Annotated in this window: 21 protein-coding genes and 1 riboswitch; of the genes, 13 read left to right on the top strand and 8 right to left on the bottom strand. The window is 65.5% G+C overall.

Annotated elements, in window-relative coordinates; genetic code table 11:
- Window positions 1-55 precede the first annotated feature (55 nt).
- The 3 genes from NX782_RS02765 to NX782_RS02775 all read right to left on the bottom strand — a co-directional run bounded on the left by NX782_RS02765 (window position 56) and on the right by NX782_RS02775 (window position 2680).
- Window positions 56-1174 carry a GGDEF domain-containing protein gene (locus NX782_RS02765; protein ID WP_258843968.1) on the bottom strand — a complete coding sequence of 373 codons (1119 nt, stop codon included), beginning with the start codon at window positions 1172-1174 and terminating at the stop codon, window positions 56-58.
- Between the two features lie 78 nt (window positions 1175-1252).
- Window positions 1253-2104, bottom strand: a complete 852-nt coding sequence (locus NX782_RS02770) for an MOSC domain-containing protein (RefSeq protein WP_258843969.1) — start codon at window positions 2102-2104, stop codon at window positions 1253-1255.
- A gap of 54 nt (window positions 2105-2158) precedes the next feature.
- Window positions 2159-2680: a hypothetical protein gene (locus NX782_RS02775; RefSeq protein ID WP_258843970.1), complete on the bottom strand. Its 522-nt coding sequence runs from the start codon at window positions 2678-2680 to the stop codon at window positions 2159-2161.
- A gap of 138 nt (window positions 2681-2818) precedes the next feature.
- A riboswitch (TPP riboswitch) is annotated at window positions 2819-2929 on the top strand.
- 75 nt (window positions 2930-3004) lie between these two features.
- Here NX782_RS02775 and thiC point away from each other — a divergent pair.
- The 5 genes from thiC to thiE are packed head-to-tail and all read left to right on the top strand — an operon-like array spanning window position 3005 to window position 7283.
- Window positions 3005-4885 carry a phosphomethylpyrimidine synthase ThiC gene (thiC, locus tag NX782_RS02780; protein WP_258843971.1) on the top strand — a complete coding sequence of 627 codons (1881 nt, stop codon included), beginning with the start codon at window positions 3005-3007 and terminating at the stop codon, window positions 4883-4885.
- Window positions 4886-4887: 2 nt separating this feature from the next.
- A complete protein-coding gene (gene thiS, locus NX782_RS02785) occupies window positions 4888-5091 on the top strand; it encodes a sulfur carrier protein ThiS (protein ID WP_258843972.1) in 204 nt (67 codons plus the stop codon).
- 23 nt (window positions 5092-5114) lie between these two features.
- A complete protein-coding gene (locus NX782_RS02790) occupies window positions 5115-5915 on the top strand; it encodes a thiazole synthase (protein WP_258843973.1) in 801 nt (266 codons plus the stop codon).
- A 1-nt stretch (window position 5916) separates the two neighbouring features.
- On the top strand, window positions 5917-6660 hold the full coding sequence (gene thiD / locus NX782_RS02795; protein WP_258843974.1) for a bifunctional hydroxymethylpyrimidine kinase/phosphomethylpyrimidine kinase: 744 nt from the start codon (window positions 5917-5919) through the stop codon (window positions 6658-6660).
- A gap of 2 nt (window positions 6661-6662) precedes the next feature.
- Complete coding sequence (thiE, locus tag NX782_RS02800) at window positions 6663-7283, top strand: thiamine phosphate synthase (protein ID WP_258843975.1); 621 nt, start codon at window positions 6663-6665, stop codon at window positions 7281-7283.
- Between the two features lie 80 nt (window positions 7284-7363).
- On the opposite strand, the gene NX782_RS02805 is transcribed toward thiE, so the two are convergent.
- The gene (locus tag NX782_RS02805; protein WP_258843976.1) at window positions 7364-9358 is read right to left on the bottom strand and encodes a PhoX family protein; all 1995 of its coding nucleotides are present in this window, start codon (window positions 9356-9358) and stop codon (window positions 7364-7366) included.
- Window positions 9359-9737: 379 nt separating this feature from the next.
- Window positions 9738-10985, bottom strand: a complete 1248-nt coding sequence (locus NX782_RS02810; RefSeq protein ID WP_258843977.1) for an RNA-guided endonuclease InsQ/TnpB family protein — start codon at window positions 10983-10985, stop codon at window positions 9738-9740.
- A 210-nt stretch (window positions 10986-11195) separates the two neighbouring features.
- Here NX782_RS02810 and NX782_RS02815 point away from each other — a divergent pair, with 210 nt between their 5' ends.
- The 3 genes from NX782_RS02815 (at window position 11196) to NX782_RS02825 (ending at window position 13252) form a co-directional block, all read left to right on the top strand.
- Window positions 11196-11801, top strand: coding sequence for a GMC oxidoreductase (locus tag NX782_RS02815; RefSeq protein WP_258843978.1), 606 nt, complete (start codon window positions 11196-11198; stop codon window positions 11799-11801).
- A gap of 284 nt (window positions 11802-12085) precedes the next feature.
- The gene (locus NX782_RS02820; RefSeq protein ID WP_258843979.1) at window positions 12086-12652 is read left to right on the top strand and encodes a porin family protein; all 567 of its coding nucleotides are present in this window, start codon (window positions 12086-12088) and stop codon (window positions 12650-12652) included.
- Between the two features lie 15 nt (window positions 12653-12667).
- Entirely contained in the window at window positions 12668-13252 is a 585-nt protein-coding gene (locus NX782_RS02825; protein WP_258843980.1) for a porin family protein, read from the top strand.
- 72 nt (window positions 13253-13324) lie between these two features.
- Here the strand turns inward: NX782_RS02825 and ychF are convergent, their stop codons facing one another.
- A complete protein-coding gene (gene ychF / locus NX782_RS02830) occupies window positions 13325-14416 on the bottom strand; it encodes a redox-regulated ATPase YchF (protein WP_258843981.1) in 1092 nt (363 codons plus the stop codon).
- A 76-nt stretch (window positions 14417-14492) separates the two neighbouring features.
- Window positions 14493-15590, bottom strand: coding sequence for a patatin-like phospholipase family protein (locus NX782_RS02835; protein WP_258843982.1), 1098 nt, complete (start codon window positions 15588-15590; stop codon window positions 14493-14495).
- Window positions 15591-15743: 153 nt separating this feature from the next.
- Here NX782_RS02835 and NX782_RS02840 point away from each other — a divergent pair, with 153 nt between their 5' ends.
- From NX782_RS02840 to NX782_RS02860, 5 genes are all read left to right on the top strand, one after another.
- The gene (locus NX782_RS02840) at window positions 15744-16439 is read left to right on the top strand and encodes a YIP1 family protein (protein ID WP_258843983.1); all 696 of its coding nucleotides are present in this window, start codon (window positions 15744-15746) and stop codon (window positions 16437-16439) included.
- A gap of 4 nt (window positions 16440-16443) precedes the next feature.
- The gene (locus NX782_RS02845) at window positions 16444-17667 is read left to right on the top strand and encodes an efflux RND transporter periplasmic adaptor subunit (RefSeq protein WP_258843984.1); all 1224 of its coding nucleotides are present in this window, start codon (window positions 16444-16446) and stop codon (window positions 17665-17667) included.
- Window positions 17664-18353, top strand: coding sequence for an ABC transporter ATP-binding protein (locus tag NX782_RS02850; RefSeq protein WP_258843985.1), 690 nt, complete (start codon window positions 17664-17666; stop codon window positions 18351-18353). The genes NX782_RS02845 and NX782_RS02850 overlap by 4 nt, the downstream gene beginning before the upstream one ends.
- Window positions 18350-19570, top strand: a complete 1221-nt coding sequence (locus tag NX782_RS02855; protein ID WP_258843986.1) for an ABC transporter permease — start codon at window positions 18350-18352, stop codon at window positions 19568-19570. Before NX782_RS02850 ends, NX782_RS02855 begins: the two co-directional genes overlap by 4 nt.
- 96 nt (window positions 19571-19666) lie before the next feature.
- Window positions 19667-21568, top strand: coding sequence for a DUF3857 domain-containing protein (locus NX782_RS02860; protein ID WP_258843987.1), 1902 nt, complete (start codon window positions 19667-19669; stop codon window positions 21566-21568).
- Here NX782_RS02860 and NX782_RS02865 read toward each other — a convergent pair.
- Window positions 21565-22047, bottom strand: coding sequence for a GNAT family N-acetyltransferase (locus NX782_RS02865; RefSeq protein WP_258843988.1), 483 nt, complete (start codon window positions 22045-22047; stop codon window positions 21565-21567). The two genes, NX782_RS02860 and NX782_RS02865, sit on opposite strands and share 4 nt — an antisense overlap.
- Window positions 22048-22073 lie beyond the last annotated feature (26 nt).

The following is a 22073-nucleotide window of genomic DNA, read 5'->3' on the forward strand; positions in this document are numbered from 1 at the left end:
GCTCGGGGAGCGCACCCTACGTCACGCTGTAGGGTGCGCTCCCCGAGCGCACGCGTCACGCGCTGACGACCCTGTTCCTGCCCTGCTGCTTGGCCTCGTACAAGGCCTCGTCAGCCTGCGCCACCAGCGCTTGCGCCATGGTCTCGACCGCATGCTCGCGCCCGAAGTCGTCCAGCGTCGCCACGCCGATCGACACCGTCACCGGCAGCGCCTCCCCTTCCGCCAGCAGGAAAGCCTGGTCGGCCACGCTGGCGCGGATGCGCTGCGCCACCATGCTGGCGCTTTCCAGGTCGGCGTCGATCAGCAGCCCCACGAATTCCTCGCCGCCGAAGCGGCCCAGCGCATCCGACATGCGCAGTTCGGCCTTGATGCGGGACGCCACTTCGCGCAGCACGTCGTCGCCGGCCTGGTGTCCATACCTGTCGTTGACCTGCTTGAAGTGATCGACGTCGATGTACATGCAGGACACGCGGTAGGACTGGCGGCGGGCCCTGGCAATCTCCTCGACCAGGCGGCGGTCCATGTAGCGGCGGTTGTAGACGCCGGTCAGCGCATCGGTCAGGCCGATGTACTTCAGCATCTCGTTGCTGATCACGTTCTCGAGGCAGATCGCGATGATCGATCCCATGTGCTCGACGAAATCGGTGCCCAGCAGCGGCGTGAAGCGGCTCGGATCGCGGCTGCCCAGATTCAGGCTGCCGATCAGGCGGCGGTTGCGCAGCAGCGGCACCAGCGCCACGCTGGCCAGGCCGGCGGGCGGCAGCGGAAAGGCCGAAGCATGGCTGACCGGGTGGTAGGGCAGCAGTTTCGGCCGCGACGTGCGGCCCGGCGCGAGTTCGAAGCCCAGCGCTTCCGGGTGTTCATGGAATTGCAGATTGGGTAAAGCGTCGAAGTCCACGCCCAGCTTGTGCATCACCGTGAAGATGTCCGAGCCGGCGTCGACCAGCGACAGGGTCACGATATCGAGGCTGGAGACGATCGGCAGCTGGCGGAAGATGGTGGCGACCAGTTCCTGGAAGCTGCCCGCGCCCACGATGTCGAGATCGAAGGCCTGGTGGCGCATCATGATCGCGTGATTGCTTTCGGCCTGGTCGATCAGGCTGGCGAGCTGCCTGCGCAGTGCCGCATTCTCGGCCATCAGTTCGCGCACACTGGCGCCCTGCTGCTCATGCATGGACATTCCTTTCAGCAATGAGCCCTTACATTACGCCAACTCGGCCGCAATGCAAATCGAAACTGTAGCGGAACGTTGTCAGAATGCGAGTTCGGCCGCCAGTTCCTGCCCCACGCGCAGCCGGCTGCCGGCGCCGGCGGAGACGATGCAGTTCATGCCCAGGCAGACCGCGCCGTCCATCTTCGGGTTGGCGCGGTAGGTTTGCAGGATGTCGAGCGGGTCGGGGCCGGCCACGCCGGTGGCCTGGTCGATCGCGGGAATCGGGCAGCGTGCGCAGGGTTTGACCGGACGGATCTCGGCCGCGCCGGTGCTGAGGAAGGCGGTGTAGTCCTCCTCGAAGGCTTCCAGCCCGGCCACCACCAGGTTCGGGCGGAAGCGGTCCATCGGCACGGCGTCGCGCCCGGCCGCGCGCAGGCGGACATTCACGTCGTCGAGCGAGGACTGGCCGATCAGCAGCAGCGGGTAGGCGTCGGCGAAGCGCGTCTGCGAGGGCACGCCCTCGGTCCACTTGACGCTGGTAGGACGCACGACGTCATGGTGGAAGCGCACCAGGCGCACGCGCTCGCGGGTGTCGAGCGCTTCGGTGAACCAGTTGCCGGCCACGTCGCCGCAGTCGGCCGCGTTCACCGAGTCGTCCCAGATCTGGACGTAACGGGTGGGCGCCGAGCCGTCCCAGGCCAGCGGCAGCAGCAGGTCGCCCATGCCGGGGCTGCTGACGCGCAGGTTGCCGCCGTCCGGACGCGGCCGGATCAGGGCCATGCGCGGAAACTCGCGCTGGGTCAGGAACTGGCCGGTTTCCGTGACCAGCATCCATTCGCGGTCGTGCACGCCGTGCGCGGCCAGGCCGGTTTCCAGCAGGGTGGCTTCCTGCACCGCCATGCCGGCGCAGGATTTGATCGGGTACAGCAGGAGTTGCGACAGGGTCGGCATTGCGGCGTTCGATTCACTCGGGCTGCATAGTATCGCACCAAAACGCCGCGACGTTTAGTGGGCCGCAGCCGTGCGCCAGGGGCCGAGCGCGGTCTTCACGTAGGCCAGCCATTGGTCGCCGGGGTCGGGCCGGCCGTCGACCATGTCGATTTTTTCGAAACTGCGCCAGGTCGGCGCCGCGCCGAGGAACACGAGATAGCTGTTGCCGACGACGAAACCCGGGCGCAGTACGCAATCGGATCCGTTCATCGTACGGCCGCCGCCACGGGCCCAGAACCGGGGATCCGTGTGGCCGCTGAAGCTGGTGTCCTTGTTGTTGAACCCTTCGGGACCGCCGACCACCGTGAACGTCTTCTGCTCGACGCCCGCCAGCTGCTCGATCGTCAGGAAGCGGTATTCGACCAGGTAATCTCCGAGGGGCGTGGCGCCGATGACCTGGCCGAGCGCGACGTCCGCCGCCAGTTGCACCTGTTCGCCAGGCCCGATGAGTTGCGCCTGTGGCGGCGCGTAACATGCCTGGGATGCGCCGGCGCCGAGGGCCAGCAGGGCGAACACGAGGCTGTGTAGCTTGGTCATTTTATTCATGACGAATGAGCTTATCACCTTGCTGGATCCCAAAATACGCGCATTGTCACGCCTTCCTGCCTCCATTGCCAAGGTCCCGAATCCGACGTACACTCCCGCCGTCGCCTCAATCCGAAACGAACGAGGCAACAACAACGCTAGGGGTCCTGCGCCGATCGCAACAGCATCGGCCGCGGGTGAGAAATACCCTCCGAACCTGATCTGGATAATGCCAGCGAAGGGAAGCTACAGAGACCGCGCACGCCCTCGCGCCTGCGCCTCCTTTGCACTCCTCCGAGCTGGATCGCCGATCTTCAGCTGCCATAAGGAGTGCAATTGAACGCCGATCCGAAATTCCTGTCCGCCAGCGCCACGGTCGATGCCGCGGCCGTGACGCCCCTCCCCAATTCGCGCAAGGTCTACGTGACCGGCTCGCGTCCCGACCTCCGGGTACCGATGCGCGAGATCCAGCAGTCGCCGACGCCGGCGTCCTTCGGCTTCGAAGCCAACCCGCCGGTCTGGGTCTACGACACCTCCGGTCCCTATACCGACCCGGACCTCCGCATCGACATCCGCGCCGGCCTGCCCTGCCCGCGCAGCAATTGGATTCGCGAGCGCGGCGACACCGTCGAACTGGCCGGACCGTCCTCCAGCTACGGCCAGGCGCGCCTGAACGATCCGAAACTGGCCGAGCTCCGCTTCGACCTGCAGCGCCGGCCGCGCCGTGCCGCCGGCGGGCGCAACGTCACCCAGATGCACTATGCGCGGCAAGGCATCGTGACGCCCGAGATGGAGTTCGTCGCCATCCGCGAGAACCTGCGGCGCCAGGAATATCTTCAAAATCTGCGATCCGCCGGCCCGACCGGGGAGCGCATGGCGGCGCTGCTGGGCCGCCAGCATCCGGGCCAGCCCTTCGGCGCGGCCATCCAGCACGAAATCACGCCCGAATTCGTACGCGACGAGATCGCCCGCGGCCGCGCCATCCTGCCGGCCAACATCAACCATCCGGAATCCGAGCCGATGATTATCGGCCGCAACTTCCTCGTCAAAATCAACGCCAACATCGGCAACTCGGCCGTCACCTCCTCCATCGGCGAGGAAGTCGAGAAGATGACCTGGGCCATCCGCTGGGGCGGCGATACGGTGATGGACCTCTCGACCGGCAAACATATCCACGAAACGCGCGAATGGATCATCCGCAACAGCCCGGTCCCGATCGGCACCGTGCCGCTCTACCAGGCGCTGGAAAAGGTGAACGGCAAGGCCGAGGAACTGAGCTGGGAGATCTACCGCGACACCCTGATCGAACAGGCGGAACAGGGCGTCGACTACTTCACCATCCACGCTGGCGTGCGCTTGCCCTTCATTCCGATGACGGCGAATCGCCTGACCGGCATCGTCTCGCGCGGCGGCTCGATCATGGCCAAGTGGTGCCTGGCGCACCACCGCGAATCCTTCCTCTACACGCATTTCGAAGAGATCTGCGAGATCATGAAGGCCTACGATGTCGCCTTCAGCTTAGGCGACGGCCTGCGCCCCGGTTCCATCTACGACGCCAACGACGAAGCCCAGCTGGCCGAGCTGCACACCCTCGGCGAGCTCACGCAAATCGCCTGGCAGCACGATGTGCAGACCATGATCGAAGGCCCGGGCCACGTGCCGCTGCAGCTGATCAAGGAGAACATGGACCTGCAGCTGGCGCAGTGCCACGAAGCGCCCTTCTACACGCTCGGGCCGCTCACCACCGACATCGCGCCGGGCTACGACCACATCACCTCGGGCATCGGCGCCGCCAACATCGGCTGGTACGGCACCGCCATGCTGTGCTACGTGACGCCGAAGGAGCACCTGGGCCTGCCCGACAAGGACGACGTCAAGGACGGCATCATCACCTACAAGATCGCCGCCCACGCCGCCGACCTGGCGAAGGGGCATCCGGGCGCGCAAATCCGCGACAACGCCCTGTCCAAGGCGCGCTTCGAATTCCGCTGGGAAGACCAGTTCAACCTCGGCCTCGATCCGGACAAGGCGCGCGAGTTCCACGACGAGACCCTACCCAAGGAGTCGAGCAAGGTCGCCCACTTCTGCTCGATGTGCGGGCCGCATTTCTGCTCGATGAAGATCACGCAGGAAGTGCGCGAATACGCGGCCGGCGGCATGCAGGAAAAGGCGGTCGAATTCGTGCGCAAGGGCGGCGAGCTCTATCAGAAGGCCTGAGCATGCTGGAAATCGAATTGAACGGAGAACCGCATCAGCTCCCGGGCGCCGCCAGCCTGCATGCGCTGGTGGAGACGCTCGGCCTGTCCGGCCAGGCGGTGGCGCTGGCCGTGAACCGCCGCGTGGTGCCGCGCGAGCACTGGCGCAGCACCCTGCTGCGCCCGCGCGACCGGGTGGACGTGGTACGCGCCATCGGCGGCGGTTGAACCCTCACGAAATCGGAGAACACATGAATGAGATACAGGACCGGCCTCTCGTCATCGCCGGCAAAACATACCGCTCGCGCCTGCTGGTCGGCAGCGGCAAATACCAGGACCTGGCGCAGACCGCCGCCGCCACCGAGGCATCCGGCGCGGAGATCGTCACCGTGGCGATCCGCCGCGTGAATATCGGCCAGGACCCGCATGCGCCGAATCTGCTCGATGCGCTGCCGCCCGCGCGCTACACCATCCTGCCGAATACGGCCGGCTGCTACACGGCGCGCGACGCGGTCTACACCCTGCAGCTGGCGCGCGAACTGCTGGACGGGCACAAGCTGGTGAAACTCGAAGTCCTGGGCGACGAGAAGACCCTGTTCCCCAACATGCCCGAAACCCTGCGCGCCGCTGAGGAACTGGTGCGCGACGGCTTCGACGTGATGGTCTATTGCAGCGACGACCCGATCCAGGCGCGGATGCTGGAGGACATCGGCGTGGCCGCGGTGATGCCGCTGGCTTCCCTGATCGGCTCGGGCATGGGCATCCTGAATCCGTGGAACCTCTCGCTGATCATCGAGCAGGCCAAGGTGCCGGTGCTGGTCGATGCCGGCGTCGGCACCGCTTCCGACGCCGCCGTGGCGATGGAACTGGGCTGCGACGGCGTGCTGATGAACAGCGCCATCGCCCTGGCCCGCGATCCGGTGCGCATGGCGGGGGCGATGCGCCTGGCGGTGCAGGCCGGCCGCGAAGCCTACCTGGCGGGACGGATGCCGCGACGCTTCGCGGCATCGCCTTCGTCGCCGATGGCGGGGCGTGTCAATGGGGTTGCATAGCATGCGCCCCTGCGTACTGGTGTTTTCCGGACTCGATCCGTCCGGCGGGGCCGGCATCCAGGCCGACATCGAAGCGATCGCCGCCCAAGGCGCACACGCGCTGCCGATCGTGACGGCGCTGACGGTGCAGGACAACCAGCGGGTGCATGAAGTGGCGCCGGTCGATGCCGGTCTGATCACGCGCCAGGCCGCGCTGCTGCTGGAGACCATGCCGATCCGCGCGCTCAAGCTGGGCATTCCCGGCAACCTGGCGAACGCCGAAGCCATCGCCGGCATCGTCCTGCAGCTGCGTGCGCCCCAGCCTGCGCTGCCGGTGGTGCTCGACCCGGTGCTGGCCAGCGGCCACGGCGATCCGCTCGCGCGCGGCGACGCGCTGGCGGCACTGACGCCGCTGCTGGCACTGGCGACCGTGCTGACGCCGAACCTGCCGGAAGCGGCGGCGCTTGGCCGCACCGACGTGCCGCATGTGCTGGTGACCGGCGGCCATGCCGACGGTGACGAGGTATGCAACCGCTGGCACAGCCGCGAAGGTGTGCGCGAATGGCGCTGGCCGCGCCTGCCCGGCGAGTTCCACGGCAGCGGCTGCACGCTGGCCGCCACCCTGGCCGCACGCCTGGCGCTGGGTGACACGATGGCACAGGCGTTGGAACGCGCCCAGCGCTGCTGCAACCAGGCGCTGGCCGATGCGTATGCCATCGCCGACGGCCAGCAGATTCCGCGCCGGATCGAACATCGGGGAGCGTGAGCATGAAAATCGACATGAAGGGACTGTATCTGGTCACACCCGACTGGGATGACACGGCGCGGCTGCTGGAGGTGACGAACCGTGCACTGGAGGCCGGCGCGGCGCTGGTCCAGTACCGCAACAAGACGGCTTCCGACGCGCTGCGGCGGGAACAGGCGGCTGCCCTGCTGGCGCTGTGCCGCCAGCACGACCGGCCGCTCATCATCAACGACCACGTCGACCTGTGCCTGCAATTGGGTGCGGATGGCGTGCACGTCGGCGGCCTTGACGCGCCGGTGGCCGCGGTGCGCGCGGCGCTCGGGCCGGACAAGATCGTCGGCGCGTCCTGCTATGGCCAGTTGGCACTGGCACGAAGCGCGCAGGATGCGGGGGCGAGCTATGTGGCTTTCGGCGGCTTCTATCCGTCGAAGGTGAAGGTGTACGAGGTGAGCACGCCGCCGGGGATTGTCGCGCAGGCGAAGGGGCAATTGACGGTGCCGGTGGTGGTGATCGGCGGGATGACGGTGGCGAATGCGCGCCCGCTGGTGGAATCGGGGGCGGACTTGGTGGCGGCGATCAGCAGTGTGTATCTGGCGGAAGATGCCAGTGCCGCGGTGAGAGAGTTTGCGGCGATGTTCCGCTGAAGTCGCAGGCGTGGGCACGGGGTGCCCACCCTACCGGCTGTGCGTAGGGTGGGCTCCCCGAGCCCACGCGTGATGCTCGCTTACGCCTTCGCCAGCTTGAACTGCGTCAGCTCACCCGTCAGGTAACCCACGGCCGCACCGAACTTGTCCTTGTAGTTGGCCTTGATCAGCGGGTCCAGCGTGGTCTTCACGTTGGCGTGGATGCCTCCCCAGTCGCCCGCGTGCTGGAAGTTGCTCATGATGTAGGTCCAGCCGTTGATGTCGTCGACCGCGTGCAGGCCGGTCGATTCGCCGCCAGCCGGCACCGACAGCAGGCGCGAGAGCTGCTTGGTGTCGACGTTGTAGGCCCACAGGAAGTTATTCACGTGCTGGCTGCTGTCCTCGCCGATGAACAGGGTGCGCATCTTTTCCGAGAACTTCAGGTTGTCCGGATTGCCCACCTTGTTCGGGTTCGCGGTATTGCCGAGCGCGTCAGCGGCGATGTCCTCGCCCACCAGCAGCGCCTTGGTGTCGGCCGGCATCCACTCGCTGTTGATGGCGTTACCCGCCGTATCCTTCTGGCCGCCCTTCAGGCTCAGCATCATGACCGCGCCGGCATTGACCGCTTTCGGGATCGAGATGCCGTTGCCCGGCACGTTCAGCGCGTTCCCGGCCACCATCGAGCTCTGGCAGTTCTGCAGGGCCGAGTAGGCGATCTTGTCCTTCAGGTTAACCGTCGTGCCTTCCATCTTGGTGAGGCCCATCGATGCGCCGACCAGCGAGGCGTAGCGGTGGGTTTCGAGGAAGGCGGCCGCCTTTTCCATGCCCGGCTTGAGCTTCAGCCATTCGGTGCGGCCGTTGGCGGCAACCTTGGTATAGCTGGCGTCCTGCGGATCGCTGGTCTTGACGTCCATGATGTCGGTGGCCTTGATCGAGGCGGCCAGCGAGCGGATCTCGTCGCTGGTGGCAGACCCCAGCTTGATCCAGGTGAGCGGTGCGGCGGCGGCTGCCGGGTCCAGCGAGAAGCCGGCACCGACCTTGGCCACGTACAGGGTGCCGCTCGACAGGTCTTTTTCCTTGTCGGCCACGAACACGAAGTAGCCGCTGTTGGTGGCGTCGTCGCCCATGATCACGGTGCGGTTGTCGCCCAGCACCTGCACCAGCTCGTGCGAGATGCGGCCCATGCAGTAGTGCTTCTTGATGCTGGCGGTGCCGTCCAGGTTGACGGTGATTTCCGGCAGGTGGCCGTAGTTGTACGGGTTGGCGCGGGTCTCGTCGCCGTACAGGTTCTTGCTGAAGGCCTTGAACTGGGCTTCGCCGGCGGCAGTGAAGGCGTTCGGCTCGTACTCCTCGCTCGACAGGTGGGTGCCCCAGGGCGACAGGCTGGCGCCGCAGGTGATCCACAGGCCGTTCACGCTGGAGGTGTCGACGTTGTGGTACTTCACCAGGCTCAGTTTGCCGTTGGCCGGGTCCTGGTCCAGGGTCAGCACGGCGATCGGCGACGGCAGCTTGCCGTACATGTCGGTCTTGCCGTCCTGGGCCCAGGTGGTGTATTCGAACTGGACCACCGCGAACACGGTGTTGCCCTTCACGCCCGCCACTTTCGCGTTCGGCACGGTTAGGAGCGAGGTGCCGTCCGGCGAATCCGAGAAGAACTGGCGCTCTTTACCGGCCACGGTCGTGTCCATGATCGGCTTGTTGTTGATGTCGTAGTAGCCGCCGGCCAGGATGGTGCCGCCGCTGCCGTTCGGGACCATGTCGCCGGTGATGAAGAAGGGCTTATAGGACAGCTTGAAATCCAGCTTGCTGCTGTCGCTGAAGTTGACCGTCATGGTCGAGCCGACCGAGGTGGTGGCCATGGCCGCGGCGTCCGCGAGGGTCGGTGCGTTCATCGCACCGAAGCTCACGCTGGACAGGGTCACGGCCGGCGGCGTGGTCCCCACCGGGGTGCCCGGTGCGGTGCTCACCGGGCTGTCGTCGCCGCCGCCGCAGCCGGCGAGCATGGCGGCCACGGTGCCGGCGCCGATCGGCAGCATCGGGGTCGCACCCAGCAGGCGCAGCAGGCGGCGGCGGGACAGGTCGGTATTCGGATTCATACGTCAGCTCCAGATCAGGTGAGTGGGGCCGCACCGGTAGCGCGGCGATCGCTGGGCAGAATAGTGGAGACGTATGTCAGGAGAATGACAGGAATTTAACGGTTTTGTGACAAACCCAGCCGGAATGCTGGAGTGCTTGCTCAATCGCCGGCTAGAATTCCATCATGATCGGTACCAGCCCCACCAGCGCTGTAGACCGGCCGCGGCCGCCTCTCTTCGGGCAATACGCGCATCATGCTGGCGATGGAGACGATGTGCGCCAGCCACGCTGCTGATGAACTGCTATCGAAGACGTGGACAATGCGTTCCTCGTCCTCTTCCTGCCCCGAGCCGTCCTGCTGACCGTGCTCGTGCCTGACAGGCGTTACTTTCCCGCCTGCTACCGGATGTATTCCGGCAGCAGTACCGACGTCGCCGTCGGACTCGCCTCGGGTAGCGCCGATTGCGTCCCTAGGGCGCCGGAGGCGATCCGTTGCAGGTTGACGGCGGCATTTACGTCGCGGTCATGGGTTATACCGCAGCTAGCGCAAGTCCAGGTCCGCTCATCCAAAGTGAGCTCGCCGTTTCTGGTCCCGCATGTGGAGCATAGCTTGCTGGACGGGTACCAGCGGTCCGCCAGCACGATCCGGGTGCCAAAGCGTAGCGCCTTGTATAGCAGCTGGCGCCGGATCTCGAAGAAGCCGACATCCGCAATCGCGCGGGCCAGCCGGACATTGGCCAGCATTCCCTTCACGTTCAGGTCCTCAATCCCTACCGCTTGGTTTTCGCGGCAGAGACGGGCCGTGAGCTTGTGCGTAAAATCTCGGCGAACCCGCGCTACCCTGGTGTGCAAGCGTGCTAAAGCCTTCGCCCCTTTGGTACGGTTCTTTGATACCGGCAGCCGTGTACCCTTCGGGACTCGGCCCCTGATGCCGATCATCACCTTGGCGCTTTCGAGTTTGCGCGACAGGCGACGCGATCGGATGCGCAAGCGCCGCAGCGCTCCTCGCAGTGGCCTTGGCGCTGTAATCTTCTCTCCACCGGAGAGGGTCGCGGCGCTGCTTACGCCCAGATCGACGCCGGTTATACCATTCGCAGTGCGCCGCCGAATGGCGGCCTTCTCCAACACCTCGACTTGTACTGACAAGAACCAGTGGTCCGCTTCGCGCGACACGCTCGCGCCGAGGATCTTGCCGGGCCAACGCAATGCTTCGCGCAGCACCACGCGGCCGATCTTGGGCAGCACAGCAGTGCATTCCTCAAGCTTGAATTTATCATTCGCCAAGTAAAAACTATCTTTGCAGCGTCCCTTCTTTTTGAAGCACGGCGGATACGCCCTTTCACCGGTGCGACATCTTTCGAAGTAGCGGCTCCAGGCCTTGGCGAGATTGGCGAACGGCTGCGCGTGGGCGTCGCGATGGATGCTGCGCAGCCAGGGGTTACCATCGGCATCCAACCAGACTGGATCGGTGTACTTGATGGCGTTGAACTGCTTTTTTAGCATCATCGCATTGGGCTTCTGGCCCAATGCTGCCTGGTGTAGCCATTCGGCGAGCGCCCAGTTCCACACACGGCGCGCCGTCCCAGCCGCGCGCACAAAGTAATCGCGCTGGGCGGGAGTCGGATCAAGACGGATGCTATGGGCCAAAAGCATGTCAGCAAGCGGTCATAGATGGCGTCTTGTTGGACATGGGTTGGCTTCGAGTAGTTCAATGGTCGTAGCAAGTTCGGTGTCGCCCGGTTCACCTTTGATCATCACTGTTCACGGTGGTTGTGAGTAGAAGCTAACTCTTTCGGCGCGCTGGAGCTGGGCGCGCACTACCTGCACGGCCGCGCCGACAACGGCCTGCAATACCACGTGCAGGCCAGCGCCTTCGCTTCCAGCCACCCGGAGCAGGACGCCGCCGCCATCGCCTACGAGGCGCCGGATGCGGCCGCGGTGGCATCACCGGCCCAACTGCGCGGCTCCGAAGACTACGTGCTGTTCGTGTGCGCGACGCTGGGCGAAGTCTGCGAGCAGAACGAGGCCAACTGGATCCGCCTGAACGGCGACCACGACCCGACCGCCAACATCACCCTGCAGCTGCAGACCGGCCCGCTGGACGAGCGCCTGTGGGACGTGCTCGACGAAGCGACTTATCAAACCATCGCCGCCCTGGCCAGCCGCGGCACCGGCTTGACGCCGGAGATCGAGTACTGGGTCGACGCCGGCCAGTCCGAGGGCTACTGGCAGGCGGAGCGCCCGAGCCGCCAGCAGATCCGGCTGCCGATCATCGTGCACGAGGCGTCGCCGTTGTGGATCGGTGCCGATCCTTCTACTTCGGTGGTTGGGCTGGATTACCGGCCGCATGGGGTCAGGAACGTGTATGTGACGGGTGGCGCGCTGTTCCCGACTTCGGGGTCGTGGAATCCGACCTTGACCATGTGCGGGTTGGCGCAGGATCTGGCGGACCGGCTGGGCTGAACCTTGTTTACCGGAGGCGGTGCCTGCCGCCTCCGTTTTGAATTGTAAGTACTTGCAACAGCGTAGTTTTCCCGATCTGCTGCCATCTCCCCGCCTCTACCGCACAACGTCTTCCATCTTTTCCATCTCGGCAACATGCATATCTGACTCTTCAGTCATTTATATGCACGACCGTCACATTTCCTTACTAATCAGACAGTTTTTCAAAAGAAACAAGCTGCTATCGTTTTTCCCGTCGCGATGCCGGTGCATCGGGGCACAGTCAACGATAACCAAGGAAAAAAATGAAAAAGACGATGTTTGCAGTGCTCGCAGGGATGCTTGCCATGGGGGCGGCACAGGCCCAGACCCTTTCGACAAATGCCGCCGACACGGCGCCGCATTTCTACATGGGCACCGGTATCGGTGTGGTCAAGGATTCGGTGTCGGGTGACCGTGATCGCACCTGGAAAATTTTCGGCGGCTACGAATTCGACCAGAACTGGGGCCTCGAGGCAGGTTATTCCCACCTGGGCAAAACCGGTTTCTATGTCCCGGGCACCACCGACTACACCGCCGCGCATATCAAGAGCTCGAGTGTCTACGCGGCCGCCAAGTACAAGTACGCGCTCAGCGAGCGGACCTCGGTCTACGGCAAGCTCGGCCTGTCCCATGGCGAATACCGCTACAGCAGCTCGGCGCCGGGCTGGAACTTCAAGGAGAGCAACAACGGCGTGTATGCGGCGGTCGGTGTCGATGCGAAATTGACCGAGCGGGTGTCGCTGTATGCCGAGTATGAGCGCAACGGCAAGCGGGCGTGGAATGGTCCGGAGAACAGGATCTTCGGTGCCGGGGTGAAGTTCGGGTTCTGACCGGGGGGAACAGACATGAAGAAGATGATGTTTGCCCTGCTCGCAGGACTGTCCGCCGTCGGCGCCGCCCAAGCCCAGACCGCTGCTTCGACTTCACTCACCACTGCCGACACGGCGCCGCATGCCTACATGGGCCTGGGCGCGAGCGCCGTCGGCGATACCATCGGCGGCGGCCTCAAGGTCCATCCCAAGATCTTCGGCGGCTACGCGTTCGACCGGAACTGGGGCGTCGAAGCCGGCTTCATGCGATTTCGCACGGCCGACTTCTTCTACTGGGACGGCAACCAGCAAGGCACGGTCGCCGACGGCCAGGTGAAGGGGTATCGCAGCTACGCGGCTGGCAAGTACACCGTCCCGATCAACGAGAACTTCTCGGCATACGGCAAGTTCGGCCTGTCGTACAGCGTGCGCAAGGTGTCGATACCGAAGATCGGCTTGCGCGATACCGAGCGGGATACCGGCCTGTATGCCGGGCTGGGGGCGCAGTACAAGCTGACCAAGAATGTCGCTGCGGTCGTCGAGTATGAGCGTTATGGCAAACGCAAGGAGAATGGGCCGAAGGCGGATGTCTACAGCGTCGGTTTGAAATACGGTTTCTGAGTTTTCGTCTTTGGCATGAAAAAAGCCCCGGCACCAGCAGGTGCACGGGGCTTTTTTATCGGTAAAGCTGGATCAGACGTTGAACAGGAAGTTCAGCACATCGCCATCCTTGACGATGTATTCCTTGCCCTCGGCACGCATCTTGCCCGCCTCCTTCGCACCCGCCTCGCCCTTCAGCGCGATGTAGTCGTCGAAGGAAATGGTCTGCGCGCGAATGAAGCCGCGCTCGAAGTCGGTGTGGATCACGCCGGCGGCCTGCGGGGCGGTGGCGCCGATCGGCACGGTCCAGGCGCGCACTTCCTTCACGCCGGCGGTGAAATAGGTCTGCAGACCCAGCAGCTTGAAGGCGGCGCGGATCAGGCGGTCCAGGCCCGGCTCTTCCATGCCCATGTCGTCCAGGAAGGCCTTCTTGTCTTCGTCGTCCAGGTTGGCGATTTCGGATTCGATGGCGGCCGAGATGGCGACGATCGGGGCGTTCTGCTTGTTCGCGAACTCGGTCAGCTGGTCCAGCAGCGGGTTGTCCTTGAAGCCGCTTTCCGAGACGTTGGCGACGAACATGGCCGGCTTGCTGGTGATCAGGCACAGCGGCTTGATCAGTTCCAGGTCTTCCTTGTCCAGGCCCAGGGTGCGGACCGGCTGGCCTTCGTTCAGGTGCGGCAGCAGCTTTTCGATGATGGCGCACAGCTTGATCGCGTCCTTGTCGCCGGCGCGGGCTTTCTTCTGCTCGCGGTGCAGGACTTTCTCGGCGGTGCCCATGTCGGCCAGCGCCAGTTCGGTCTGGATCACTTCGATGTCGTCGATCGGGCTGACCTTGCCGGCCACGTGGATCACGTTCGGATCTTCGAAGCAGCGCACGACGTTGACAATGGCGTCGGTTTCGCGGATGTGCGACAGGAACTGGTTGCCCAGGCCCTCGCCTTTCGAGGCGCCGGCCACCAGGCCCGCGATGTCGACGAATTCGACGATGGCCTTGACGATGCGCTCCGGCTTGACGATAGCGGCCAGCTGGTCGATGCGCGGATCCGGCACCTCGACCACGCCGACGTTCGGCTCGATGGTGCAGAACGGATAGTTTTCAGCCGGGATGCCGGCCTTGGTCAGGGCGTTGAACAGGGTGGACTTGCCGACGTTGGGCAGGCCGACGATGCCGCATTTGAGACTCATGGGAAGCTTTCAGGGGTCGAATTTACGAAACCCCGTATTCTACCTCTGCTTGCCGCCAAAGACTGCAAATGCTCGCTCAAAGCGGACGAATCAGCGACAAATCCGGCTTGTTCACAAATGCCGCGAATGCATCGCGTAAGCGCTCCCCCGCATCCATCGCCTGCTTCCAGGCAAGAATCCGCGCATCGTGGTTCAAACCGTAATGCTTGAAGTCGCTACGGTCGATCAGCTTCCCGCGCGGCAGCCTGCTTAAAAACTCGCTGCTGGGCGCCACGATCAGCACATTGTCCAGCCAGCCGCGGTTCGGTCCACGCGCCGCGCGGCGCCAGGGCAGCGCCTTGTCCAGCCAGCCCGGCACGATGTGCTCGCTGAAGTGCGGATAGAACACGATCGATCCGGGCTCCTGCCGAGTAAGGCGGGCATACGGCAGCGCCAGGTTGTAATCGATGATGCCGCCATCCCAGTAGTGCCCCGGCGGCGCGCCGGCGATGTCGCGCACCGGGTTCATCAGCATCGGCAGCGTGCCGGACGCCAGCAGGCCGGACGCCAGGTTCTGGCGGCTCAAGGGCGAGAAATGCGTGGCGAAGCCGTCGAATGTGTCGCGCAGCCAGGCGGCGCCGCCGCGCGCATCGCCGATCACCACGCGGTCCATCAGATGCGCCAGGCGGTCGCGCGACGCCAGGTTGTGCAGGGCCGCCGCAGCAAAACCCTTCATTTCCGCATACCGGTGACCGGGTGCGGACAGCAGCCGCTTGCCGCGCACGGTCAGCAGGTGCAGGCGGTGGTGCGGGTGGTTGACGATGTCGTCCTCGTGGCCGCGCACGAATTCGTTCAGCAGCCCCTGCACCACCTCGTCGATCTGCTCCTGCGACGGTTTCGTGCTGGTGTAGCGCTGGCCGCTGTACAGCTCGCCCAGGCGCTCGAAAGCCCGCACCGGATCCTTCTGGCAGGCGGCGGCCATGCGCCAGGTGCCGATCGAGGAGCCGATCAGGGTGCGCTCGCGCGGTGCCGAAGGAAACCACTCGCCGAACACCCACTGGTCGAGCGAGCGGAAGATCAGCCCCTTGGGACCACCGGCGGCGGCGGGAACGACGGCGATGTCCTCTGCGCGCAGGCCATGCGTGCGGATACGGGCCAAGGCCAGTGGCCCGGCGTGAAAAGTCAGTGCGCTCATCGGGAAATTATCGCAGGAAGCGTGGACGAACGCAGATGCGCCGGCATCGCTAACGTATGCATACCTCATAATTACTTTTGATTTGTGACAATCAGTGAGTTTTTTCTCGTAGGATCTGGCCTACACTGAATTTCCATTTGTCACGGAGGCATCATGGCCACGCAAGCGCTGTTCGATATCGGTAACGTCATTCTGGAACCCACGTCCACCTTCGCCCGCCTGAAGGACAAGACCCGGGCCTGGCTTCCCCTGTTCATCCTGATCGCGCTGTCCGTCGGCATCATGGTCTGGTGGATCTCGACTCTCGACTTCCCCTGGCTGGTCGAGCACACGGTGGCGGCCCAGCCCAAGGCCACGCCGGAAATGCGCGCGGCGATGGAAAAATTCATGACGCCGACCTCGATGATGTGGAGCTCGGTCATCGGCGCCGTGCTAGGCACGCTGGTTGCCATGGCGGTGTCGGCTCTGTATTACCTGGTGGCCGGCAAGATCATGGGCGTGCCGATCGGCTTCGGCAAATGGTTCGGTTTCTCGGTGTGGACCAGCGTGCCGCGTCTGCTGACGGTGCCGCTGTCGGCGCTGCAGATCATGACCTCGAACGGCCGGCTGGCACCCGAAGACCTGAACATGGCTTCGCTCAACTTCCTGCTGTTCCATCTGCCGGTCACGCATCCCTGGGCCAGCCTGGTCGGCAGCATGGACCTGACCATGTTCTGGAGCATCGCGCTGGCGGTGCTCGGCCTGAAAGCCTGGACCGGCCGTTCGACCGGCACCTGCGTCCTGGTGGCCGTCCTGCCCTACCTGATCATCTACGGCCTGTGGGCCGCGAAAATCGCCTTCCTCGGATAAACGCATGCGCAAGAAACTGATCGGTGCGGCCATCGTGGTCGCCTTCTTCGCCGTCCCGGTGGCGGTCAAGTTCGGCCACCGCGAGCCGGCCCGCGAGGCCGAGTTGGCGGCCGTGCAGAAGTTCGAGATCCACCCGTCGATCCTGGCCACCGGCAACCTGGTGTTCCGCCAGGAGGTGCAGCTGTCGGCCGAAGTGATCGGCAAGGTCGCGGCGGTGCTGGTCAAGGAAGGCGACCACGTCGCACGCGGCCAGATCCTGCTGAAGCTCGATCCGACCGTCTACCTGGCCGAGGTGGCGCAGCAGGAAGCCAGCCGCCGCAATGCCGCGATCGCCATCGAACGCTCGCAGATCAACCTGTCTAACCAGCAGCGCGGCCTGGAGCGCACCGGTCAGCTGTACAAGGCCAAGTACATCGACATCTCGAAGTACGACGACTCAGTGCACCAGGTCGACGTCGCCAAGGTCGACCTGCGCGCCAGCCGCGAGACGCTGGAACAGGCCAGCGCGATGCTGCTGCAGGCGCGCGAGCGGCTGGCCAAGACCGAGGTACGGGCGCCAATCGACGGCACCGTGACCGCGGTGCCGATCAAGGTCGGCGAGACGGCGGTCGCCAGCGCCACCGGCATCGCCGGCTCGTCGCTGATGACGATCGCCGACGTCGGCTCGATCATGGCCGAGGTCAACGTCGACGAAGCCGACATCGCGCGCGTGGCGGTGGGCCAGCAGGCCAAGGTGTTCCCGGCCGCCTACCCCGACCAGCCGCTGATCGGCAAGGTGGAAAGCGTGGCGATGGCGCCGAAAAGCGCGATGCCCGGCGCCCAGAGCCAGGGCCGCAGCTACGTGGTCAAGCTGCGCCTCGACGACCCGAAACTGGCGCTGCGCTCGGGCATGACCTGCCGCGTCGAGATCGTGGTCGGAGGCAGCAGCGCCAAGCCCGCGGTGCCGATCCAGGCGGTGCTGAGCGAGGAAGTCGCCGCCAGCGCCAGGGACAAGGAAAAAATCAGGAACACCAGCTACGTGTTCGTGGTGCAGGACGGCAAGGCGAAAAAGACGCAGGTCGAACTCGGCCTGTCCGACGACGCCAACCAGGAAGTGACCAAGGGCCTGGCGCCCGGCCAGACCATCGTGACCGGCCCGGCGCGCCTGCTGCGCGAACTGCGCGACGGCGACGCCGTGAGCGCGAAGAAGCTTGATGCCAAGGTCGCCGGCGCGAAGGTCGCCTCGTGATCCGCCTGCAGGGCATCACCAAGAAATACCGGATGGGCGACCAGATCGTGCGCGCGCTGCAGGGCGTCGACCTGCAGATCGAGCGCAACGAGATGGTCGCCTTCATCGGCGCCTCCGGTTCCGGCAAGTCGACCATGATGAATATCGTCGGCTGCCTGGACCGGCCCAGCAGCGGCGAGTACTGGCTCAACGGCCGCGAAGTGGCGACGATGTCCGGCGACGACCTGGCGCGCGTGCGCAACCAGGAGATCGGCTTCATCTTCCAGAGCTTCCACCTGCTGCCGCGCGCCAGCGCGATCGACAACGTGGCCCAGCCGCTGATCTACCGCGGCGTGCCGCTGCGCGAGCGCCTGGCGCTGGCGACCGAGGCCCTGCGGCGCGTCGGCCTGGGCGAGCGCATGCATCACCGGCCCAACGAGCTGTCAGGCGGCCAGCGCCAGCGGGTGGCGATCGCGCGCGCGCTGGTCGGCAAGCCCTCGATCCTGCTGGCCGACGAACCGACCGGCAACCTCGACAGCGCCACCAGCCTCGACATCATGAACCTGATCCGCGAACTACACGCCGGCGGCCAGACCGTCGTCATCGTGACCCACGAGCCGGAGATCGCCGAACAATGCCAGCGCGTGGTGCGCCTGCGTGACGGCCGCGTCATGTCGGACACCCTGGTTGCGGAGCGTGTCGCATGAACCTGTTCCTGGAAAGCGTGCGCTCGGCGCTGGCGTCGATCCGCGCGCACCGGCTGCGCAGTTTTCTCACCTCGCTCGGGATCATCATCGGCGTGGCGTCGGTCATCACCGTGATCTCGCTGATCCAGGGCCTGTCGAAAAGCGTCAGCGACCAGTTCGAGGGGCTGGGCGGGAATGGCCTGACGATCCGGCCGCACAATGAATTCAAGGAGGTCATGCGCGGCAAGATCAACTACCTGCGCTTCGAGGACGTCGAACAGCTGCGCCTGCGGGTCGAGGAAATCCGCGACCTGAGCCCGGTGTTCTCGCCGGGATTTTCCGAGGTGCGCTTTACCGGCATGTCGGCCACGGCCCAGGTGATGGCCACCTCGGGCAGCTACCAGGAAGTGAACCAGCGCTATGCGCGCCTGGGCCGCTTCATCAGCGATTCGGACAACGCCGGCGCGCGGCGCGTGGCCGTGATCGGCGAAAAGCTGATCGAGGACCTGCATTTGCCGCCGAATCCGGTCGGGCAGTTCGTCCTGTACGGGAACGAGTGGTTCAAGATCGTCGGCGTGATGGAAAAGCGCGGCGAGATCTTCGGCATGTCCCAGGACAACTACATGATCATTCCGTTCAAGACGGGACAGAGCCTGATCGGCAACAACACCCGGCCGCAGCTGTCGATCACGGTGGCGGTGCGCGACCTGACCCGGCTGGACGAGACGCGCAACCATATCCGCAGCGTGATGCGCGTGGCGCACCGCCTGAAGGCGGACGAACGCGACGATTTCGAGATCGAATCGGCCGACCAGATCGCAAAAAGCTTCGACAAGCTCAGCACGACCGTGACCCTGGTGATGGGCGGCGTGGTCGGCATCGCCCTGCTGGTGGGCGGGATCGGCATCATGAACATCATGTTGGTGTCGGTGAAGGAGCGGACCCGCGAGATCGGCATCTGCAAGGCGATCGGCGCGCGCAGCCGCGACATCCTGCTGCAGTTCCTGATCGAGGCGGTGACGCTGTCGCTGCTGGGCGGCCTGCTCGGGCTGATCATCGGCTATGCGCTGGGCATCGGCATTGCCGCCATGATCCCCGACTTCCCGCCGGCCGTGGTGCCGTGGTGGGCGGTGGCGCTGTCGGTGCTGTTCTCGGGCGGCGTGGGCGTGGTGTTCGGGGTGGTGCCGGCCAGCCAGGCGGCGCGTCTGGATCCGATCGACGCATTGCGGTACGAGTAAGGAGCGCAAAGGCACGCTTGCGCCGGCTCAAGGGTAGCAGCTTGAGCCACCGTAACATGGGCCGGTCGCGTTTGCGCCCCTGCGCCCGGAGCCTGCATGCCTCGCCGAGTTTGCCGTGTCTTGACCCTGTGGCTGTCCCTGTGGCTGCCCCTGTGCTGCCTGTTCGCCTCTGGACCGGTGCTGGCGCGCGACACCGGCACCGATCCGGCGCTGGTGATCGACCGCCACATCCAGCATTACACGGTCGAGACCGACGGCAGCTACCGCCTGAACGTCGACCTCGCCAAGACCATCGTCCAGCAGCGCGCCCTGCGTGGCCACGGCCAGTACGCGATCGGCTACAACCGCACGCTGGACGACATCCTGGCGCTCGAGGCCTGGACCCAGAAGCCCGATGGGCGGCGCGTGCCGGTGCAGCCGGGCCAGGTACTGGACCAGCAGGAAGCCGCCACCGGCGCGGGCGAAGCGCCGATGTTCGAGGACACACGCCTGAAAGTCGTGGTATTTCCCGAGGTGGCGGTCGGCGACCAGCTGGTGCTGCGCTACACGCTGCGGCGCAAGGCCGGGCTTTTCCCGGGCAACTTCGAAGACCTGTCGTCGGCGCCCTTCTACGCCAGTAAAAACACCCTGCTGATCTACGACATGCCGTCCACGATGCCCTTGTACGCCGATGCGGCCGGCTTCGTGCCCGTGCCGGGCGAGAATCCGCCGGGACGGCGGCGCTACCAGTGGCGCTACCTGAACGGCGACAACGAACGCCTGGAAGCCGGCGCGGTCAGCTACCTGGACTACGGTAAGCGGCTGGCGGTGTCGACCTTTGCCGATTACGCGGCCTTTGTCGGGGCTTTCCGCGCGCTGGCCGCCAATGCAAGCAATGCCGCCGGCCGCACCCCGCCCGCGCCCGCCATCGCCGCCCTGGCGCGCCAGCTCACGGCCGGGCTGCCGGACACGCGCGCCCGCGCACTGGCGCTGTCGAACTGGGTGCGCGACAACATCCGTTACGTCGGCGTCTACGTCGGACCGGGCGGCGTGGTGCAGCATCCGGCCAGCACCGTGCTGGAGAACCGTTACGGCGACTGCAAGGACCACGCCGGCCTGCTCGAAGCCTTGCTGGCCGCGGCCGGCATCGAGTCCACCGGCGCGCTGGTCAATAGCGGCAATGCCTACCGCCTGCCGGAAACGCCGACGCTGGGCGTGTTCAACCACATGATCACCTACGTGCCCAGCCTCGACCTCTACCTCGATTCGACCGCCGAAGCGGTCGGCGCCGGCTACCTGCCGCCCGCCCTGCTCGGCAAGCCGGTGCTGCTCTTGAGAACCGGGACCTTTGCGATGACGCCGATCCTGCAGCCCGAACGCAAGCGCAGTACAGCCTGGTTCGACATCCGCCGCGATGGCCGCAGCAGCTTCAAACTCAGCAAGACAGCGGTCGGCGCCGTCGCCGAACCCTACCGCAGCGCCTTGCGCGATGCGCGCCAGGCCGAGCGCGAAGCCTTTGCGCAGCGCATGCTGCAGGGCCTCGGGCGCAAAAGCCGCGGCGTGTTCGATGCGTCCTCGGGCAAGGGCAGCGCGGACGAGGTCAGGCTGTCCTTTTCCGGCACCAGCGAGGGCTTCCTCGAACTGCCCGGACCGAGCGCCCTGGCCACCAGCTACGATGCCTGGGGCGGGCTGGCGGAAGCGGTGTCCAGCCTCGGCCAGGAAAGCGAGCGGCGCCAGGATTTCGTCTGCCCCGCCATCGATCACGAAGACGAGACCGGCTTCCGCTTCCCGAAAGGCGTGCGCATCCTCGCCCTGCCCAAGCCGCTCAAGCTGATGGATGGCGGCATCTATTACCACGCCAGCTATGCGCGGCGCGGCAGCGCCGTCGTAATCAAGCGCCGCCTGAGCTTCCGCCATGGCAGCGCCACCTGTACGCCTGCCGACTACCGTGCCATGCAGCCGGCGCTGGAACGCATCCAGCGCGATCTGCGCAGCCAGGTCGTGGTGAGCGGCGACTAGGCCGCGCGCAACTTCTCCACGGCGGCATCGCTCAGCTCGAAGCGCAAGTCGACCCGGTCGCGGCCGGAGCGGTAGCCGCCGGGCCAGCGCGCGATGACCTCGAAACCGCAGCGTTCGAAAAAGCCTGCCGTGTGCGGGTGCGTGTCGACCGTTACCCAGCGCGGGCGCGCCTTGCGGCCGGCCATGTGCAGCAGGCGGTAATGCAGCAGGGCGCGGCCGAGGCCGGTGCCGTGGCGGTCGGCACGCACCAGGCCGAATACCAGCGTGCCCAGGTTGTAGAAGGGAGAGAGCTCGTAGCCGCCGAAGGCCAGCACCTCCTCACCTTCGACCGCGACGAAGAAAGGGCCGTCCGGTTCATCGAGCGCCGAACGCAGCCAGGCTTCCTCCGAGGCCGGAAAATGGTCCGGGACATTGCTGCGGAAAGCGGCCAGTACCGCCTTGCGGTCGGCCGGCCGGTAGCGCCGGATACGAATCTTCATTGCGTGCTCCTTGTTCACTCTCGTGT

This window comes from Massilia norwichensis (genome assembly GCF_024753245.1).
Lineage (GTDB): Bacteria > Pseudomonadota > Gammaproteobacteria > Burkholderiales > Burkholderiaceae_D > Telluria > Telluria norwichensis.

Coding starts and splice junctions, on each gene's coding strand:
- NX782_RS02765 (WP_258843968.1), bottom strand. CDS start 1,174: ATGCATGAGCAGCAGGGCGCCAGTGTGCGCGAACTGATGGCCGAGAAT.
- NX782_RS02770 (WP_258843969.1), bottom strand. CDS start 2,104: ATGCCGACCCTGTCGCAACTCCTGCTGTACCCGATCAAATCCTGCGCC.
- NX782_RS02775 (WP_258843970.1), bottom strand. CDS start 2,680: ATGACCAAGCTACACAGCCTCGTGTTCGCCCTGCTGGCCCTCGGCGCC.
- thiS (WP_258843972.1), top strand. CDS start 4,888: ATGCTGGAAATCGAATTGAACGGAGAACCGCATCAGCTCCCGGGCGCC.
- NX782_RS02790 (WP_258843973.1), top strand. CDS start 5,115: ATGAATGAGATACAGGACCGGCCTCTCGTCATCGCCGGCAAAACATAC.
- thiD (WP_258843974.1), top strand. CDS start 5,917: ATGCGCCCCTGCGTACTGGTGTTTTCCGGACTCGATCCGTCCGGCGGG.
- thiE (WP_258843975.1), top strand. CDS start 6,663: ATGAAAATCGACATGAAGGGACTGTATCTGGTCACACCCGACTGGGAT.
- NX782_RS02805 (WP_258843976.1), bottom strand. CDS start 9,358: ATGAATCCGAATACCGACCTGTCCCGCCGCCGCCTGCTGCGCCTGCTG.
- NX782_RS02820 (WP_258843979.1), top strand. CDS start 12,086: ATGAAAAAGACGATGTTTGCAGTGCTCGCAGGGATGCTTGCCATGGGG.
- NX782_RS02825 (WP_258843980.1), top strand. CDS start 12,668: ATGAAGAAGATGATGTTTGCCCTGCTCGCAGGACTGTCCGCCGTCGGC.
- ychF (WP_258843981.1), bottom strand. CDS start 14,416: ATGAGTCTCAAATGCGGCATCGTCGGCCTGCCCAACGTCGGCAAGTCC.
- NX782_RS02835 (WP_258843982.1), bottom strand. CDS start 15,590: ATGAGCGCACTGACTTTTCACGCCGGGCCACTGGCCTTGGCCCGTATC.
- NX782_RS02840 (WP_258843983.1), top strand. CDS start 15,744: ATGGCCACGCAAGCGCTGTTCGATATCGGTAACGTCATTCTGGAACCC.
- NX782_RS02845 (WP_258843984.1), top strand. CDS start 16,444: ATGCGCAAGAAACTGATCGGTGCGGCCATCGTGGTCGCCTTCTTCGCC.
- NX782_RS02855 (WP_258843986.1), top strand. CDS start 18,350: ATGAACCTGTTCCTGGAAAGCGTGCGCTCGGCGCTGGCGTCGATCCGC.
- NX782_RS02860 (WP_258843987.1), top strand. CDS start 19,667: ATGCCTCGCCGAGTTTGCCGTGTCTTGACCCTGTGGCTGTCCCTGTGG.
- NX782_RS02865 (WP_258843988.1), bottom strand. CDS start 22,047: ATGAAGATTCGTATCCGGCGCTACCGGCCGGCCGACCGCAAGGCGGTA.